The 16,227-nt window shown below is 71.4% G+C and carries 15 protein-coding genes; 6 read left to right on the top strand and 9 right to left on the bottom strand.

The genetic code is table 11. The features are described 5' to 3' along the window. Positions 1-93: 93 nt before the first annotated feature. The 4 genes from ACZ60T_RS23005 to ACZ60T_RS22990 are packed head-to-tail and all read right to left on the bottom strand — an operon-like array spanning position 94 to position 5,873. The gene (locus ACZ60T_RS23005; RefSeq protein ID WP_252421416.1) at positions 94-1,254 is read right to left on the bottom strand and encodes an acyl-CoA dehydrogenase family protein; all 1,161 of its coding nucleotides are present in this window, start codon (positions 1,252-1,254) and stop codon (positions 94-96) included. Between the two features lie 5 nt (positions 1,255-1,259). Next, positions 1,260-2,198 (bottom strand): hydroxymethylglutaryl-CoA lyase, encoded by a 939-nt coding sequence (locus tag ACZ60T_RS23000; RefSeq protein ID WP_469667552.1) that lies wholly within the window; start codon positions 2,196-2,198, stop codon positions 1,260-1,262. Next, entirely contained in the window at positions 2,195-4,246 is a 2,052-nt protein-coding gene (locus tag ACZ60T_RS22995; RefSeq protein WP_469667551.1) for an acetyl/propionyl/methylcrotonyl-CoA carboxylase subunit alpha, read from the bottom strand. The genes ACZ60T_RS23000 and ACZ60T_RS22995 overlap by 4 nt, the downstream gene beginning before the upstream one ends. A 10-nt stretch (positions 4,247-4,256) precedes the next feature. Then, positions 4,257-5,873, bottom strand: a complete 1,617-nt coding sequence (locus ACZ60T_RS22990; RefSeq protein ID WP_365618800.1) for a carboxyl transferase domain-containing protein — start codon at positions 5,871-5,873, stop codon at positions 4,257-4,259. 86 nt (positions 5,874-5,959) lie between these two features. Between ACZ60T_RS22990 and ACZ60T_RS22985 the strand changes: the two genes are divergently transcribed. The 3 genes from ACZ60T_RS22985 to ACZ60T_RS22975 all read left to right on the top strand — a co-directional run bounded on the left by ACZ60T_RS22985 (position 5,960) and on the right by ACZ60T_RS22975 (position 8,849). After that, positions 5,960-6,571: an SACE_7040 family transcriptional regulator gene (locus tag ACZ60T_RS22985; RefSeq protein WP_365618803.1), complete on the top strand. Its 612-nt coding sequence runs from the start codon at positions 5,960-5,962 to the stop codon at positions 6,569-6,571. Between the two features lie 164 nt (positions 6,572-6,735). Beyond that, the gene (locus tag ACZ60T_RS22980; RefSeq protein ID WP_365618806.1) at positions 6,736-7,893 is read left to right on the top strand and encodes an acyl-CoA dehydrogenase family protein; all 1,158 of its coding nucleotides are present in this window, start codon (positions 6,736-6,738) and stop codon (positions 7,891-7,893) included. 74 nt (positions 7,894-7,967) lie between these two features. After that, positions 7,968-8,849, top strand: coding sequence for an acyl-CoA thioesterase (locus ACZ60T_RS22975; RefSeq protein WP_365618809.1), 882 nt, complete (start codon positions 7,968-7,970; stop codon positions 8,847-8,849). Between the two features lie 66 nt (positions 8,850-8,915). On the opposite strand, the gene ACZ60T_RS22970 is transcribed toward ACZ60T_RS22975, so the two are convergent. Both ACZ60T_RS22970 and ACZ60T_RS22965 read right to left on the bottom strand, forming a co-directional pair. After that, positions 8,916-9,713 carry a phosphatase gene (locus ACZ60T_RS22970; protein ID WP_469667550.1) on the bottom strand — a complete coding sequence of 266 codons (798 nt, stop codon included), beginning with the start codon at positions 9,711-9,713 and terminating at the stop codon, positions 8,916-8,918. 83 nt (positions 9,714-9,796) lie between these two features. Then, complete coding sequence (locus tag ACZ60T_RS22965) at positions 9,797-11,347, bottom strand: PucR family transcriptional regulator ligand-binding domain-containing protein (RefSeq protein ID WP_469667549.1); 1,551 nt, start codon at positions 11,345-11,347, stop codon at positions 9,797-9,799. A gap of 111 nt (positions 11,348-11,458) precedes the next feature. Between ACZ60T_RS22965 and speB the strand changes: the two genes are divergently transcribed. Then, on the top strand, positions 11,459-12,460 hold the full coding sequence (gene speB / locus ACZ60T_RS22960; protein WP_469667548.1) for an agmatinase: 1,002 nt from the start codon (positions 11,459-11,461) through the stop codon (positions 12,458-12,460). A 14-nt stretch (positions 12,461-12,474) separates the two neighbouring features. Here the strand turns inward: speB and ACZ60T_RS22955 are convergent, their stop codons facing one another. Continuing rightward, complete coding sequence (locus ACZ60T_RS22955; protein ID WP_469667547.1) at positions 12,475-13,395, bottom strand: serine hydrolase; 921 nt, start codon at positions 13,393-13,395, stop codon at positions 12,475-12,477. 62 nt (positions 13,396-13,457) lie between these two features. Continuing rightward, the gene (locus tag ACZ60T_RS22950) at positions 13,458-13,805 is read right to left on the bottom strand and encodes a hypothetical protein (RefSeq protein WP_469667546.1); all 348 of its coding nucleotides are present in this window, start codon (positions 13,803-13,805) and stop codon (positions 13,458-13,460) included. Positions 13,806-13,933: 128 nt separating this feature from the next. On the opposite strand from ACZ60T_RS22950, the gene ACZ60T_RS22945 reads away from it, so the two are divergent. Beyond that, positions 13,934-14,731 carry a helix-turn-helix domain-containing protein gene (locus ACZ60T_RS22945; protein ID WP_469667545.1) on the top strand — a complete coding sequence of 266 codons (798 nt, stop codon included), beginning with the start codon at positions 13,934-13,936 and terminating at the stop codon, positions 14,729-14,731. Further along, positions 14,724-14,945: a DUF397 domain-containing protein gene (locus tag ACZ60T_RS22940; protein ID WP_469667544.1), complete on the top strand. Its 222-nt coding sequence runs from the start codon at positions 14,724-14,726 to the stop codon at positions 14,943-14,945. Before ACZ60T_RS22945 ends, ACZ60T_RS22940 begins: the two co-directional genes overlap by 8 nt. A 46-nt stretch (positions 14,946-14,991) precedes the next feature. On the opposite strand, the gene ACZ60T_RS22935 is transcribed toward ACZ60T_RS22940, so the two are convergent. Beyond that, a complete protein-coding gene (locus tag ACZ60T_RS22935; RefSeq protein WP_469667542.1) occupies positions 14,992-16,212 on the bottom strand; it encodes an MFS transporter in 1,221 nt (406 codons plus the stop codon). Positions 16,213-16,227 lie beyond the last annotated feature (15 nt).

Here is a 16,227-nt window from a genome sequence, read left to right as displayed (position 1 = left end):
AGGGGTGGGGCACCCCTCGTGCACGGACGGGGCGCCTCATGCCTGAGGGCCCGCGCCAGGCGCGGGCCCTCACAGCGTGCGGTGCGCGGGAACTCAGTCCGTGAGTCCCAACTCCCGGGCGATCAGCATCCGCTGCACCTCGCTCGTGCCCTCGCCGATCTCCAGGATCTTGGAGTCGCGCCACATCCGGGCCACCGGATACTCGTTCATGAAGCCGTAGCCGCCGTGGATCTGCGTGGCCTCGCGGGCGTTGTCGACCGCGATCGTGGAGGAGTGGAGCTTGGCCAGCGCCGCCTCCTTCTTGAAGGGCTCGCCCGCGACCATCCGGGACGCGGCGTCCCGCCAGGCCAGCCGGGCCGTGTACGCCTTCATCTCCATGTCCGCGATCTTGAACTGCACGGCCTGGTACGAACCGATGGGCCGCCCGAAGGTCCGGCGCTCCTTCGCGTACTTCACCGACTCGTCCACACAGCCCTGCGCCAGACCCGTCGCCAGCGCGGCGATGGCGATCCGGCCCTCGTCCAGGATGCGCAGGAACTGGGCGAAGCCGCGGCCCTCCTCGCCCACGAGGTTCGCCGCGGGCACGCGGACGTCCACGAACGACAGTTCACGGGTGTCCGACGCGTTCCAGCCGACCTTCGAGTACGGGGCCGCCACCGTGAAGCCCGGGGTGCCCGACGGGACGATGATCGAGGAGATCAGCGGCCGGCCGTCCGGCTTGTGGCCCGTCACCGCGGTGACCGTCACCAGGCCCGTGATGTCCGTGCCCGAGTTGGTGATGAAGCACTTGGTGCCGTTGATGACCCATTCATCGGTCTCCGGGTCCAGCCGGGCCGTCGTACGGGTCCCGCCCGCGTCCGAGCCCGCTTCCGGCTCCGTCAGACCGAAGGCGCCCAGTATCTCGCCGGAGCACAGGCGCGGCAGCCATTCCCGCTTCTGCTCCTCCGTCCCGAAGAGGTGGATCGGCATCGCGCCGAGCGAGACACCCGCTTCGAGGGTGATGGCCACGGACGAGTCGACGCGGGCCAGCTCCTCCAGCGCGAGGCCCAGCGCCAGATAGTCGCCGCCCATGCCGCCGTACTCCTCCGGGAACGGCAGCCCGAACAGGCCCATGCGGCCCATCTCGCGGACGATCTCGTACGGGAACTCATGGCGCTCGTAGAAGTCGCCGATCTTGGGGGCGACGACGTCGTGGGCGAACTCCTCGACCGTGCGCCGGAGTTCCTCCAGCTCGGGGGAGAGGCGGTGGTCCATGGGGATCACTCCTTGTGGGAGAGGGCTCGGACGGTACGGGACGGGCTGGGGCGGTCGAGGTGCGCCGCCATCCACACGCTGGTGGCGACCAGGCGGTCGAGGTCGACCCCGGTGTCGATACCGAGGCCGTGGAGCATCCACACCAGGTCCTCGGTGGCGAGGTTGCCCGTGGCGGACTTGGCGTACGGGCAGCCGCCGAGCCCGCCCGCGGAGGCGTCGACGGTCGTCACGCCGTGCTGGAGCGCGGCCAGGGTGTTGGCGAGGGCCTGGCCGTAGGTGTCGTGGAAGTGCACACCGAGCGCGCTGGTCGGCACGCCCTCCTCGTTCAGCTCGGACAGCAGCTCCAGGACATGGCCCGGGGTCGCCACGCCGATCGTGTCGCCGAGGCTCAGCTCGTCGCAGCCCATGTCCATGAGGGCCTTGCAGACGCGGACGACCTGGTGGATCGGGACGGCGCCCTCCCAGGGGTCGCCGAAGCACATGGAGACATAGCCGCGCACATGCGCCCGGTGGTCCTTCGCGCGCCGGACCACCGGGTCGAACATCCCGAGGGCCTCGTCCACCGTGCGGTTGAGGTTGGCCTTGGCGAAGGACTCGGTCGCGCTGGCGAAGACGGCGATCCGGCGGGCGCCCAGCGCGAGGGCCCGGTCCAGGCCGCGCTCGTTCGGGACGAGCACCGGAAGCTGCACCGGCAGATCCGCGACGAGCGGGAACAGCTCCTCGGCGTCGGCGAGTTGGGGCACCCACTTGGGGTGCACGAAGCTCGTGGCCTCCACGGTGGTCAGACCCGCCTCGGCGAGCCGGCGGATGAAGTCCGCCTTCACCTCGATCGGTACCACGCGCTTCTCGTTCTGCAATCCGTCGCGCGGGCCGACCTCATGGATCCTGACCCGCGCGGGCAGGTCCTGGGCCGGTACGACCATGGGCAGATGCCGGTCGGTCATCGCTGTGCCTCCGTGGTCCCGGGGTCGGTCTCGTCCTCGTGGGGTGCGATCACGGCCAGCACCTGGTCCATGGCGACCGTGGTGCCGGGGGTGACGTCGAGTTCGGCGACGGTGCCCGCGTGCGGGGCGGAGATGACGTGCTCCATCTTCATCGCCTCGACCACCAGCAGGCTCTGCCCCGCGGTCACCTCGTCGCCCACGGCCACCTTGACGACCGTCACCGTGCCGGGCATGGGCGCGGTCAGCGAGTCCGTGCCTGCGCGGGCGGCACCGGCCAGCGAGGCGGCGACCGGGTCGTGGTCGCGGACCTGCCAGGCGTCGCCGTCCCGGCCCAGCCAGGCGCCGTCCGCCGCGGTGGCGAACGTGTGCGTGACGCCGTCGAGCGCGAACGTGAACCGGGACTCCCCGGCGCGGCCCGACGGCAGACCCGAGGACCCGCGCAGCGGCTCCTTGCCGTCGAGGAGCACCTCGACGGCGCCGTCCGCCGTGCCGCGCACGCGCACGGTCACCGGGTCCTGGCCCGGCACCCGCAGCGGGTGGACCGTCCAGGCGCGTTCGCCGCCCAGCCGCCAGCCGTCGGGCACGGAGAACGGATCGACCCAGCCGCGCACCTCGGCGCCCAGGGCGGCCTGGCGCAGCAGCGCCGCCGCCGCGTAGACCTCCTCGGGCACCTCGGTCGGCACGAGGCCGTCCATCTCCCGCTCCACCAGCCCTGTGTCCAACTCACCGGCCACGACCGCCGGATGGGCCAGCAGCCGGCGCAGGAAGCCCGCGTTGGTCGGCACGCCCAGCGTGACGGTCCGGGCCAGCGCCGCCCGCAGCTTGCGCAGCGCGCTCTCGCGGTCGGGGCCGTAGGCGATGACCTTCGACAGCATCGGGTCGTAGAGGCTGCCGACCTCGGTGCCCTCGGAGAGCCCCGAGTCCGTGCGCACGCCCTCGCCCTGGGGTTCGTGCAGCGAGAGCACCGTGCCGCCGCTGGGCAGGAAGCCGCGGGCGCCCTCCTTGACCGACACGGTCTCGGCGCAGACACGGGCCTCGACCGCGTGTCCCGTGAGCGTGATGTCCTGCTGCGCGAAGGGCAGTCGCTCGCCCGCCGCCACCCGCACCTGCCACTCGACCAGGTCCAGGCCCGTGATCAGCTCCGTGACCGGATGCTCCACCTGGAGGCGGGTGTTCATCTCCATGAAGAAGTACGACGACGGGTCGCCGCCGGGCACGATGAACTCCACCGTGCCCGCGCCGCGGTAGCCGCACGAGCGGGCCGCCTGGACCGCCGCCTCGCCCATCGCCGCGCGCGTGTCGTCGTCGAGGAGCACGCTCGGCGCTTCCTCGATGAGCTTCTGATGGCGGCGCTGGAGGGAGCACTCGCGCTCGCCGAGATGCACCACATGGCCGTGGCCGTCGGCCAGGACCTGGATCTCGATATGGCGGGGGCGGTCGACCCAGCGCTCCACGAGCAGCGTGCCGTCGCCGAAGGAGGCCGTGGCCTCGCGGCGGGCCGCCGCGATCTCGTCCGCGAGGAGCGCGGCGTCCCGCACCAGCCGCATGCCCTTGCCGCCGCCGCCCGCGCTGGGCTTGAGCAGCACCGGCATCCCGATCTCCCGGGCGGCATCGGCCAGTTCGGCGTCGCTGAGCCCGCTGCCGCTGGAGCCGGGGACGACCGGGACCCCGGCCGCCCGCACCGTCTCCTTGGCGCGGATCTTGTCGCCCATGAGCGCGATGGCGTCCGCCGACGGGCCGATGAAGACCAGCCCGGCCTCCTGGCACGCCCGCGCGAACTCGGCGTTCTCCGCGAGGAAGCCGTACCCCGGGTGCACCGCCTGGGCGCCGGTCCGCGCCGCCGCCTCCAGCAGCCGCTCCATGGACAGATAGCTCTCGGCCGCCGGAGCGGGACCGATCCGGACCGCCGTGTCGGCCTCCCGTACATGCCGGGCGTCCGCGTCGGCGTCGGAGAAGACGGCCACCGAGCGCACGCCCATCGACCGCAGCGTGCGGATGACGCGTACGGCGATCTCGCCCCGGTTGGCCACAAGCACCGTGTCGAACATGGACTCCCCCTTACATCCGGAAGACGCCGAACTGGGGCTCGCCCAGTGGCGCGTTGGCGCACGCGGTCAGGGCCAGGCCCAGCACCTGCCGGGTGTCCATCGGGTCGATGACACCGTCGTCCCACAGGCGGGCCGTCGCGTAGTAGGCGTTGCCCTGGCGCTCGTACTGCGCGCGGATCGGGGCCTTGAAGGCGTCCTCGTCCTCGACGGGCCAGGACTCGCCGCGCGCCTCCAACTGGTCGCGCTTGACGGTCGCGAGGACCGAGGCGGCCTGCTCGCCGCCCATCACGGAGATCTTGGCGTTCGGCCACATCCACAGGAAGCGCGGGGAGTACGCCCGGCCGCACATCGAGTAGTTGCCCGCGCCGAAGGAGCCGCCGATCACCATCGTGAGCTTCGGTACTCGCGTGCACGCCACGGCGGTCACCATCTTGGCGCCGTGCTTGGCGATGCCGCCCGCCTCGTAGTCGCGGCCCACCATGAAGCCGGAGATGTTCTGGAGGAACACCAGGGGGATGCCGCGCTGGTCGCACAGCTCGATGAAGTGGGCGCCCTTCTGGGCCGATTCGGAGAACAGGATGCCGTTGTTGGCGACGATCCCGACCGGATGGCCGTGGATCCGGGCGAAGCCCGTGACGAGGGTCTGCCCGAACTCCGCCTTGAACTCGGCGAAGCGCGAGCCGTCCACCACGCGCGCGATGACCTCGCGGACGTCGTAGGGCGTACGGGAGTCGGCCGGGACCGCGCCGTACAGCCCCGCGGGGTCGGCCTTCGGCTCCACCGCCGGGACGACCTCCCAGGGCAGCGACCCGCGCGCGGGGAGCGTCGAGACGATGGTCCGCACGATGCGCAGCGCGTGCGCGTCGTCCTCCGCGAGATGGTCCGTCACCCCCGAGACGCGCGAGTGGACCTCGCCGCCGCCCAGTTCCTCGGCCGTGACCACCTCGCCCGTGGCCGCCTTCACCAGGGGCGGGCCGCCCAGGAAGATCGTGCCCTGGTTCCGCACGATCACCGCTTCGTCGCTCATCGCCGGGACATACGCGCCGCCCGCCGTGCAGGAGCCGAGGACGGCCGCGATCTGCGGGATACCGGCGCCGGACATCCGCGCCTGGTTGTAGAAGATCCGCCCGAAGTGCTCGCGGTCGGGGAAGACCTCGTCCTGGAGGGGCAGGAAGGCGCCCCCGGAGTCGACCAGATAGACACAGGGCAGGCGGTTCTCCAGCGCCACCTCCTGCGCCCGCAGGTGCTTCTTCACCGTCATCGGGTAGTACGTACCGCCCTTGACCGTGGCGTCGTTGGCGACGATCACGCACTCGCGGCCGCTGACCCGCCCGATCCCGGCGATCACTCCGGCGGCCGGCGCCTGCCCGTCGTACATCCCGTCGGCGGCGAGGGGCGCCAGCTCGAGGAAGGGCGAACCCGGGTCGAGCAGCGTGTCCACGCGGTCGCGCGGCAGCAGCTTGCCGCGCGCCGTATGCCGCGCGCGGGCTCTCTCACCGCCGCCCAGCCGGGCCGCGGCGAGCTTGCCGCGCAGCTCCTCGACGAGCGCGCGATGCGCCTCCTCGTTGGCCCGCCAGGCCTCCGACGCGGGCTCGGCCGCGCTCGTCAGCTCCGGTGCCTCCTGCATCCTGCGATCCCCTCACCGTGTTAATGAGCGTTAACGCACACCCTTCAGGTTAACGACCGCTAACCTCCCTGTCTAGAATCGATTCCATGGCCACCAGAATCGACGGCCCCACCCGTCGTGAGCAGATCCTCAAGGAGGCCGCGCGGCTGTTCGCCGAGCGCGGCTTCCACGGCGTCGGGGTCGACGAGATAGGTGCCGCCGTCGGCATCAGCGGACCCGGCCTCTACCGCCACTTCGCGGGCAAGGACGCGATGCTCGCCGAGCTGCTCGTGGGCATCAGCGGGCAGTTGCTGACGGGGGCCAGACGGCGGCTCGCCGAGGCCGACGGGGGCGGCTCGGGCCGCGACCCCGAGGAGGTCCTCGACTCGCTGATCGAGGGGCACATCGACTTCGCGCTCGACGACCGTCCCCTGATCACCCTGCACGACCGCGAGCTGGACCGCCTGCGCGACAGCGACCGCAAGCTGGTGCGCCAGCTCCAGCGGCAGTACGTCGAGCTGTGGGTGGAGATCGTCCGCGAGCTGTACCCCGCGCTCGCCGAGCCGAGCGCGCGCTCGGCGGTCCACTCGGTGTTCGGCCTGCTCAACTCCACGCCGCATCTGGGCCGCCCGGGTTCCCCCCTGCCGGGCCGCGAGGCGATGGCGACGCTCCTGCACCGCATGGCCAGAGGCGCCTTCGCCGCGGCCGGCACGGCGTGAGCCGGGCGGAGCGCGCGCGGCCTCGGCGGGGCGCCGGGGCTGCTCCGGCAGCGTGACGAGCGTTACGGGTCCCACCGGTCCCGCGCTCTGGACTCCCGTCCTTACTCGCCGGTACCGTGCTGTCTGAGCAAGCGCTTAGACATAGCCCGACGGAGGTGGCGGCGGTGCGCCGTACGGTGTTCAACGAGGATCACGAGGCGTTCCGGGAGACCCTGCGCGCCTTCATCGAGGCCGAGGTCGTGCCGGTGTACGACGAGTGGTTCGCCGCCGGCCAGGCGCCGCGCGAGTTCTACTACCAGCTCGCCGAGCTGGGCATCTTCGGCATCAACGTCCCCGAGGAGTTCGGCGGCGCGGGCCTGGACACCCACAAGTTCGAGGCCGTCCTCTACGAGGAGACCGCCCGCGCGGGTGTCACCTTCGGCGGCTCCGGCGTGCACACGCTGCTCGGCCTGCCGTACATCAAGCTGCTCGCCACCGACGAGCAGAAGAAGCGGTACCTGCCGAAGTTCGTCTCCGGTGAGGAGATGTGGGGCATCGCGATGACCGAGCCGGGCACCGGCTCCGACCTCGCGGGCATGAAGACCACCGCCAAGCTCTCCGAGGACGGCACGCACTACGTCCTCAACGGCGCCAAGACCTTCATCACCGGCGGCGTCCACGCCGACCGCATGATCGTCTGCGCCCGCACCGACGCGCCCACCGCCGAGGACCGCCGCCACGGCATCTCCCTCTTCGTCGTGGACACCAAGGCCGAGGGCTACTCCATCGGACGCAAGCTCGACAAGCTCGGCCTGCGCGTCTCGGACACCGCCGAACTGGCCTTCGTGGACGTCAAGGTGCCCGCCGAGGACCTGCTCGGCGAGGAGAACAAGGGCTTCTCCTACCTCGGCCACAACCTCGCCTCCGAGCGCTGGGGCATCGCCTTCGGCGCCTACGCGCAGGCCAAGGCCGCGATCCGGTTCGCCAAGGAGTACGTGCAGCAGCGCACCGTCTTCGGCAAGCCCGTCGCCTCCTTCCAGAACACCAAGTTCGAACTGGCCGCCTGCCAGGCCGAGGTGGACGCCGCCGAGGCCGTCGTGGACCGCGCCACCGAGGCCCTCGACGCCGGTGAGCTGACCGCCGCCGAGGCCGCCTCCGCCAAGCTGTTCTGCACCGAGGTCGCGCACCGCGTGATCGACCGCTGCCTCCAGCTCCACGGCGGCTACGGCTTCATGAACGAGTACCCGATCGCCCGCCTGTACGCCGACAACCGCGTCAACCGCATCTACGGCGGCACCAGCGAGATCATGAAGTCGATCATCGCCAAGGACATGGGCCTGTAAGGCCCGCGACCGGATCACCCCTCGGCCGGCGGCTGATGACCGCCGTCAGCCGAGGGGATCCGTCAACCGACGCCATGACTCAGGCACTTCAGTCCCTGCTCGAACTGCTCGACCTGGAGCGGATCGAGCAGGACATCTTCCGCGGCCGGTCCCAGGCCTCCGTCGTCCCGCGCGTCTTCGGCGGGCAGGTGGCGGCCCAGGCGCTGGTCGCCGCCGGGCGGACGGTCCCCGCGGACCGGTTCGCGCACTCGCTGCACGCGTACTTCCTGGTCGCCGGGGACCCGGGCGCGCCCATCGTCTACACCGTCGACCGCATCCGCGACGGCCGCTCCTTCACCACCCGCCGGGTGGTCGCGATCCAGCACGGCCAGCCGATCTTCCATCTCTCCGCGTCCTTCCAGACGTACGAGGAGGGCATGGAGCACCAGGCCCCGATGCCGCCCGCGCCCGACCCGGAGACCCTGCCCAGGGGCGAGGAGCTGCTGCCGCGCTACGCGGACGTCTTCCGCGACCCCCAGGTCCTGGAGCGGCTGCTGGAGGCCCGCGCGGCCGTCGATCTGCGCTATGTGGACGAGCCGCCGTTCGCCACCGCCGGGACGGTCCGCGAGCCGCGCTCCCAGGTGTGGTTCCGCACCAACGGCAAGCTGGACGAGTACGCGGCCGACCCGCTGCTGCACGTCGTCCTCGCCACGTACGTCTCCGACATGACGCTGCTCGACTCGATCCTGCTCGCGCACGGGCGCGGCGGCTGGACGACCGGCGACGTGGTCGGCGCCTCGCTGGACCACGCGATGTGGTTCCACCGCCCCTTCCGGGCCGACGAGTGGCTGCTGTACGACCAGGAGTCGCCGTCCGCGTCCGGCGGGCGCGGGCTCGGCCAGGCGCGGATCTACACGCGCGACGGACGGCTCGCCATCTCGGTGATCCAGGAGGGCGTGGTCCGCATCCCGCGCTGAGGCCCGCGCTCCCCGCTGAGATCCGTACTCCCCGCTGAGGCCCCGCGTCCCCGCGGGGCCCGCGTCTCAGCCGGTGGCCGTGAGACCGGCCTGCCCCAGCAGGTAGGCCGTCAGCGGGTCGTAGTAGCGGGGGCTGGCGACATGGTCGTCCAGCGGGACCGTCGCCTGGAGGGTGCCCTCCGCCTCCGCGAGGAACAGCGCCGGGTCGTTGCAGTCCGCGTACCCGACGGAGTCGATGCCGAGTTGCCCCGCGCAGCCCGCCCAGCCGTGGTCCGCGACGACGAGGTCCGGCAGCGGGCGGCCCTCGGCGTGCAGCCCGTTCAGGATCGCGCGCATCGGCTCGGGGGAGTGGGTGTGCCACAGCGTGGCGCCGTGCTCCAGGACGGCCACGTCGGCGAACTGCATCACGTACCCCTCGTCCGTCCGCAGCCCGTCCGGGATGACGACGATCTCGCACCCGGCCGCGCGCAGCGCCGCGGCGGTGGCCCGGTGGACGTCGAGGAGCCCGCCGGGGTGCCCGGTGGCCAGCAGCACCCGCTGTTCGCCGTCGGCGGCCTTGCGCAGCCGGGCCGCGAGGCGCTCCACGGCGTCGACCGTCAGCTCCGGGTCGATGGTGTCCTGGCCGTAGCGGTGCTCGGGGTCGTCGCTGACCCCGCAGCGCTCCGCCATGACCGCGAGGACGTCCTGCTCGTCGCTCCAGCGGTCGCCGAACTCCAGGCCGAACCAGAACGCGCGGTCGCCGTTGGCCAGGCCCCGGTAGTGGGAGAGGTTGTTCTCACGGGGGGTCGCGACATGGCCCGCGATACGGGTCCGTACGAGGTGGTCGACGAGCTCGGCGCGGCTGGGCATCCCGGGTATCGGCATGGCACCCATTCTGCCGGTGCGCCGCCGCCCGTGTCCCTCGCGCTTCCGGCGCGTTTCCGACACAAGGGGACGGACCCGGCCGGTCAGCTCTGACGCGCGTGCCGCAGCGCGAACCACAGCTCCATGCGGACGTCCGGGTCGTCCAGGTCCGCCTCCAGCAACGCGGCACAGCGGGCGATGCGTTGGCGGACCGTGTTGCGGTGCACGGAGAGCGCCACCGCGGTGCGGTCCCAACTGCCGTGCAGGGACAGCCAGGTGCGCAACGTCTCCGCGAGCGCGGGCGGCCGGTCGATCGGCGCGAGCAGCGTCCTCGCGTGCAGCGCGGCCTCCGCGGGCGGGACCAGGGCGGCCAGCCCCGCGCGTTCGCCGTGGCGCACCAGCGGCACGCGGGTCGCGCGGGCGCGGGCCAGCGCTCCGGCGGCCTGCGCGTCGGCGCGGGCCCACGCGCCGGGCTCCACCGCCGCGCTGACACCGAGTGTCCAGCCGGGCTGGGCGGCCGGGACGCGGTCAGCCTGGACTCGCTCAGCCGGGAGCCGCTCGGCCGGAAGCCGCTCGGCCGGGACGAGGACCCGTACGACCTCCCCGGCCGCGTCCACGAGCGTGGAGCCCAGCGCCGCGCCGAGCGCCGAGGCGGCCACCGCGTCCGGCGCGGGCTCGTCCCCGGTGGGCCGGGCGTGCACCACGCGCCATCGGTCCCCGCCGAGCAGCGGCGCGACCTCCTCGGGCGGGGCCCCGAGCAGCAGCCGGACGAGCGCCGAGGCGCGGGCCGCCCCGTCGGCGCTCTGGTGCTCGCCGGTGAGCAGGGACAGCAGCACGGCGGCGACCGAGGAGATCGTGTGGTCGCCCGGCTCGCGGCGCGGGGAGGCGACCCCGAGCACGAAGCCCTGCCCGGTGCCGAGGGCGTACGCGGCGAGATGGGTACCGGCGACGGTGTCCGTGGCGGAGGACGGGGCGGACCCGGCTCCCCGCGGCCGTACCACCTCCGCCAGGTCCCCGAGCGCCCGGAGCGCCTGCTCCGAGGCCCGGCCCGCGCCCGCCGACTCCGCGCCGTCCGGCCCGTACAGGACCGTACGACCGCCCACCCGCTGGGCCAGTCGGCGCAGCACCGAGGGCACCGGGGCCGGGCGCGCCGCCGCCGCGGCCAGGCTCTGCTGGGCCTCCGTGACCCGGCGCAGCTCGGCCAGCCGGGCCTGGGCCATGAGCTGCCACACGGCACGGGCCACGGCCGCGAACGTCGTGCGCGGCGGGACCTCGAGCAGCGGCAGCCCCTGCCGGTCGCAGGCCGCCACCAGCGCGGGCGGCACCGCGTCGTGCACGGGCGCCAGACCGAAGCCGAGCGCCGCGCCGCCCGCATCCACGATCCGTGAGACGTACGCGTCGAAGCGGGCCGGGGAGTCCGCGGCGCCGGAGATCTGCACACCGGCCGTCAACAGCAGCTCGCCGCCCAGCAGATACGGATACGGGTCGGCCATCTCCGAGGTGTGCGCCCCGTGGACGACCGTGCCGGGGTCGGTCGGCCCGGCGATCTGCCGCAGGGCCAGGTCCTCCCGCGAGAGCAGCGCGGACAGCGGTACCGGCGGGGTGGGAGGTACCGCCGGGGAGAGCGAGTCCCGCATGATGGACGATTCCTCCATACCGATCGGCTTGAGTGGAGGAAACGTACACTTCAGCCGCGTCGTACGGCCACCTAGGGTCGGTCGGGACCGGCAGCCGAGGCACGGCAGACGACGTGGAGGAGCCCGACGATGAGCAGCACCGAGAACCCGGCAGCGGGCGGCGACCGGCCGCGCGGCCCCGTCGACTCGTCCCGCGTCCCGCGCTACGCGGGCCCCGCGACCTTCGCCCGGCTGCCCCGCCTGGACGAGGTCGGCGCCGCCGATGTCGCGGTGGTCGGTGTGCCGTTCGACTCCGGCGTCTCCTACCGCCCCGGCGCCCGCTTCGGCGGCAACGCGATCCGTGAGGCCTCCCGGCTGCTGCGCCCCTACAACCCGGCCCAGGACGCCTCCCCGTTCGCGCTCGCGCAGGTCGCGGACGCGGGCGACATCGCGGTGAACCCGTTCCACATCAACGAGGCCGTGGAGACGATCGAGGCCGCCGCCGACGATCTGCTCGGCACGGGCGCCCGTCTGATGACGCTCGGCGGTGACCACACGATCGCGCTTCCGCTGCTGCGCTCGGTGGCGAAGAAGCACGGCCCGGTCGCGCTGCTCCACTTCGACGCCCATCTCGACACCTGGGACACGTACTTCGGCGCCGAGTACACCCATGGCACGCCGTTCCGCCGGGCCGTCGAGGAGGGCATCCTCGACACCTCCGCGCTCTCCCACGTCGGCACCCGCGGCCCGCTGTACGGCAAGCAGGACCTCACGGACGACGAGAAGCTGGGCTTCGGCATCGTCACGTCGGCGGACGTCTACCGGCGCGGCGCGGACGAGGTCGCCGACCAGCTCCGTCAGCGCATCGGCGACCGCCCGCTGTACATCTCCATCGACATCGACTGCCTGGACCCGGCCCACGCGCCCGGCACCGGCACGCCCGAGGCCGGTGGCATGACCTCGCGCGAACTCCTGGAGATCCTGCGGGGGTTGGCGTCCTGCAACCTGGTCTCGGCGGACGTCGTGGAGGTGGCGCCCGCGTACGACCACGCGGAGATCACGTCGGTGGCCGCGTCCCACACGGCGTACGAGCTGACGACGATCATGTCCCGGCAGATCGCGGCGGCGCGCGGGGCGAACGCGGGCGCCTGACCGGTCAGTTCCTGTCAGTTCTTGGGGACCGCCGGGACCGCCTCCTGAGGCTTGCTCGTGGGCACGTACACGCTCGCGACGGACGCCTTGGGCACCAGATCCTTGTGAATGGCCTTGGCCACGTTCTGGATCGTGGTGACGCCGTAGTTCATGGTGCTGTTGCCATGGGTGAGCACGGTGATCATGTAGTCGTGCCCGGCGCCCTTGAACGTACCGACGCTGTGCACGCGCCAGCCGTGCGTCGAGCGCGACAGCCAGCCGTTCTTGACGTGCACGGAGACGCCGGAGGGCGTTCCGGCGGGGGTGCCCCAGCGCTGCGAGGAGATGACCTTGCCCATCAACTTCAGGGCGTAGTCACGGGAGTTGTCGCTCAGTACGGAGTTCTTGGCGGTGAGGAGCTTCAGCAGCTTCTGCTCGTCCTGCACGGTGATCTGGGTCAGCCCCCAGTAGCCGTTGGCACCCGGCTTGGTCTTGGTCATGCCCGCGGCCGAGAGGAAGCCCTTGATCTTCGTCATGCCGAGCTGCTTCCACAGCGTGCTGGTGGCGTTGTTGTCCGACTTGGTGATCATCGCCGTGGCGAGGGTGTTCTCGCGGCTCGTCAGATAGCGGTTGTGCTTCTTGGCGTCCCACAGCAGGGTGGCGAGCACGGTCACCTTGACGACGCTGGCGGAGTCGTAGGCGCTGGTGGCGCGCAGCGTGCAGGTGGTGTTGGTGCTGCGGTCGTAGAGCCCGACCGCGACAGTGCCCTTGCGGCTGCCGATCGCCGCGGTGATGTCCTTCTTCAACTTGGCGGCCAGACCCGCCTTGCCCGAGGTGCAGCTCACGGCGGGCGTGGCGGCAGCGGCGGGCGTGGCCGCGACCCCGAGCGGTATGAGCATCCCGGCCCCGAGTCCGGCCGCGAGCACACGGGCGCGCCGTGACGTGTGGTGAGTCATGAAGGGTCTCCGTTCCCTCGAGCGTCGGCAAGCGCGCTCCGCACACGCTCGCCTCTACTGACTCACCTAGGGGACGGACAGTTGCACGCGCCCTCTTCGTCTTCCTGTTCTTCCAGGTCGTCGTACTCGAACGCGAGCAGTCGGGCCCCGCGGCTCTCGGCGATCCGAAGGACGTCGGTCAGCGACCGGTGCATCCCCGCGAGGAGATACCGGAGTTGGACCGAGGTCGCGCGATCGTCGGCGAGCATGTCGACGGCGTGCCCGAGCAGATCACCGGCCATCCCGAGTTGCACGCGCTCGGCGGTATCGGCCATCCGGGACAGCCGCCCGGACCCGTCGGTGATGAGGTAACAGGCCTTGCCTTCCAGGCCGGTCCACGGCAACAGCCGGGGAATCTCGATGCCGCTCACGTCGTCAACTCCTCGAATTCACTCTGGGGTTGCTATCGGTAGCAATCCACTCACAGGGTGAGACGGCTCGGGCTAGGCTCGCCAGAGAAGTGCTGGTGACGGCACGTATGTCACGAGGAGTCGGCACATTGGGCACCAACATCTACGGCAACTGGCTCAGGGCACAGCGCGAGGCCAGGGGGCTGACACAGCAGGAACTGGCGGACATGGCGTACATGACGCGCTCGCACATCGCGCACATCGAGGCGGGCAGACGCATCCCGTCACGGGAGGACGCACGACGGCTGGACAAGGCGCTGGGCACGGGGGATGTGCTGACCAGCTTCCTGCCGCAGAACGATGTGGCCGCGGCTGACTACTTCGAGGCAGTTCGACTGCTCGAACAACAAGCGGTGATGATCAGGGAGTTCGCCCTCTCGTTCGTGCCGGGCATCCTCCAGACGAGGCGGTACGCGCATGCCGTGCTCGGCGCGGCGTTCCCTCCGGTGAGTGAAGAGGTACGTGACAAACGCCTCTTCACACGCCTCGAACGCGCCAAGCTCCTCGATGATCCGGTCACGCCTGTGGTGTGGGCGCTCCTGGACGAGGCGGTGTTGCGGCGTCCTGTGCACAGCGAGGACGTCATGGCAGAGCAGATCACGCACATCGTTCGCCTGGTCGAGACCGGACGTGTCCGGGTGCATGTGATGCCGTTCGACAGGGGCTTCCATCCACTGATGGAGAGCATGCTCACGCTCATGTGGTTCGAGGACCAACCGCCCCTGGCGTACGGCGAGGGCTTGCAGATGGGCAAACTGCACGAATTCCCTTCCGTGGTCCACCAGTTGCAGAGTCGCTACGATCTCGCCCTGAGTGACGCGCTCTCGCTGCAAGAGTCACTGGCCCTGTTGAAGGCAACCGCGAAGGACTACGGACACTATGACTGACCGGACCATCCGGAACGCTGCCACACTCGGCGGCTGGCGAAAGTCGTCTTACAGCGGGAGCGAGGCCGGTAGCTGCCTCGAGGTCCTCGACGGTCACCCCGCCGGTGTCCCCGTACGGGACTCCAAGAACGCGCACGGCCCGGCGGTCGTCTTCTCCGCGGCCGACTGGTCGTCCTTCGTCACGGCCGTCAAGAAGGGCGAACTCCCCGGCTGAGCCCTTCGGTGTGACCACGGTCGTACGAAGGGCTGGTCGGGAGCTCTCAGCTGTTGTCCGGCCAGCTCAGACGCCGGGCGAAGTGCGCCCATGCGGCGACGACCATCAACGCGGCGACAACGCCGCCGAGCATCATGACCGTTGACGGGGATGTGCGGTCCACGATGACACCGCCGGTCAGCGCGCCGAGTGAGAACGTGGCCTGGAAGGAGGCGGTGAACAGCACCGCCGCGGCCTCGGGCGCGTAGGGGGTCGCCTTGGCGAACCACGTCTGGGAGGAGACGGGGACGGCGCCGTAGGCGACGCCCCAGACGATCAGCAACGCGACGGCGCCGATCTGCCAGCGCCCCAGTACGGGCAGCAGCAAGGTGACGGCCGCGATCATTCCGGCGGCGAGACCGAAGACGGCTCGGGGGTAGCGGGTGACCGCCGCTCCGCCCAGGAAGTTGCCGACGATCCCCGCGACACCGTAGGCCAACAGGAAGACGGTGATCAGTCGTGGGCCGGCATCGGTGACCTGCTCCAGGAACGGAGTGACGTAGGTGTAGGTCCCGAAGTGCGCGAGCACGATCAAGAAGGTCAACAGCAGCGCGAAACGCGTGTTGACGCTCTTGCACATGCCGCGCAGCACGCTCGGACGAGTCGGCTGGGTGGGGGGCAGCGGTGGCATGACCAGCAGCAGTAGGACGAGGACGCCGACCGTGAGGGCACCCATGACGACGAACGTCGTGCGCCAGCCCGCCAGGTCCCCGATGAACGTGCCCGCCGGTACGCCGAGCACGGAGCCCAGCGGTACCGCGGAGAAGATCACCGACGTGGCACGGCCGACCGACTCAGCGGGCACCAGCCGCTGGGCCAGTCCGGCGCCGATCGACCAGAAGCCCCCGATGACGATGCCGACGATGACACGGGAGACCAGGACCAGCCAGTAGTCCGGTGCCGCGGCGGCCAGGAAGTTCGCCCCGGCCAGCATGAGCATGAACACGCACAGCATCAGACGGCGGTCGATGTGTGCGGTCGCCACGGTGATGACGAGTGCGGAGACGGCCGCGAGGATTCCGGGCAAGGTCATCATCAGCCCGGCCACCCCGTCGGAGATGGCGAAGCTGGAGCCGATCTCGGTGAGCAGGCCGATCGGCAGGATCTCGGTCGTGACGATCGAGAAGATCCCCAGCATGACCGAAACGACGGCCAGCCACCCGATCAGCGGGGATCGAGCCGGTAAGCCGACTCCGTCGTAGGTGGTGGCGGTGTCTGTGGAGGTCATGATTCCGTCCTGTGG

The organism is Streptomyces sp. NPDC104371 (assembly GCF_055583785.1).
This window is presented reverse-complemented; position numbering and strand designations above follow the sequence as displayed.

Excerpts from the sequence above, each read along its gene's own strand:
- ACZ60T_RS22935 (WP_469667542.1), bottom strand. The coding sequence starts at position 16,212 with ATGACCTCCACAGACACCGCCACCACCTACGACGGAGTCGGCTTACCG.
- ACZ60T_RS22970 (WP_469667550.1), bottom strand. The coding sequence starts at position 9,713 with ATGCCGATACCCGGGATGCCCAGCCGCGCCGAGCTCGTCGACCACCTC.
- ACZ60T_RS22955 (WP_469667547.1), bottom strand. The coding sequence starts at position 13,395 with ATGACTCACCACACGTCACGGCGCGCCCGTGTGCTCGCGGCCGGACTC.
- ACZ60T_RS23000 (WP_469667552.1), bottom strand. The coding sequence starts at position 2,198 with ATGACCGACCGGCATCTGCCCATGGTCGTACCGGCCCAGGACCTGCCC.
- ACZ60T_RS22995 (WP_469667551.1), bottom strand. The coding sequence starts at position 4,246 with ATGTTCGACACGGTGCTTGTGGCCAACCGGGGCGAGATCGCCGTACGC.
- speB (WP_469667548.1), top strand. The coding sequence starts at position 11,459 with ATGAGCAGCACCGAGAACCCGGCAGCGGGCGGCGACCGGCCGCGCGGC.
- ACZ60T_RS22965 (WP_469667549.1), bottom strand. The coding sequence starts at position 11,347 with ATGGAGGAATCGTCCATCATGCGGGACTCGCTCTCCCCGGCGGTACCT.
- ACZ60T_RS22940 (WP_469667544.1), top strand. The coding sequence starts at position 14,724 with ATGACTGACCGGACCATCCGGAACGCTGCCACACTCGGCGGCTGGCGA.
- ACZ60T_RS22975 (WP_365618809.1), top strand. The coding sequence starts at position 7,968 with ATGACTCAGGCACTTCAGTCCCTGCTCGAACTGCTCGACCTGGAGCGG.
- ACZ60T_RS23005 (WP_252421416.1), bottom strand. The coding sequence starts at position 1,254 with ATGGACCACCGCCTCTCCCCCGAGCTGGAGGAACTCCGGCGCACGGTC.
- ACZ60T_RS22985 (WP_365618803.1), top strand. The coding sequence starts at position 5,960 with ATGGCCACCAGAATCGACGGCCCCACCCGTCGTGAGCAGATCCTCAAG.
- ACZ60T_RS22990 (WP_365618800.1), bottom strand. The coding sequence starts at position 5,873 with ATGCAGGAGGCACCGGAGCTGACGAGCGCGGCCGAGCCCGCGTCGGAG.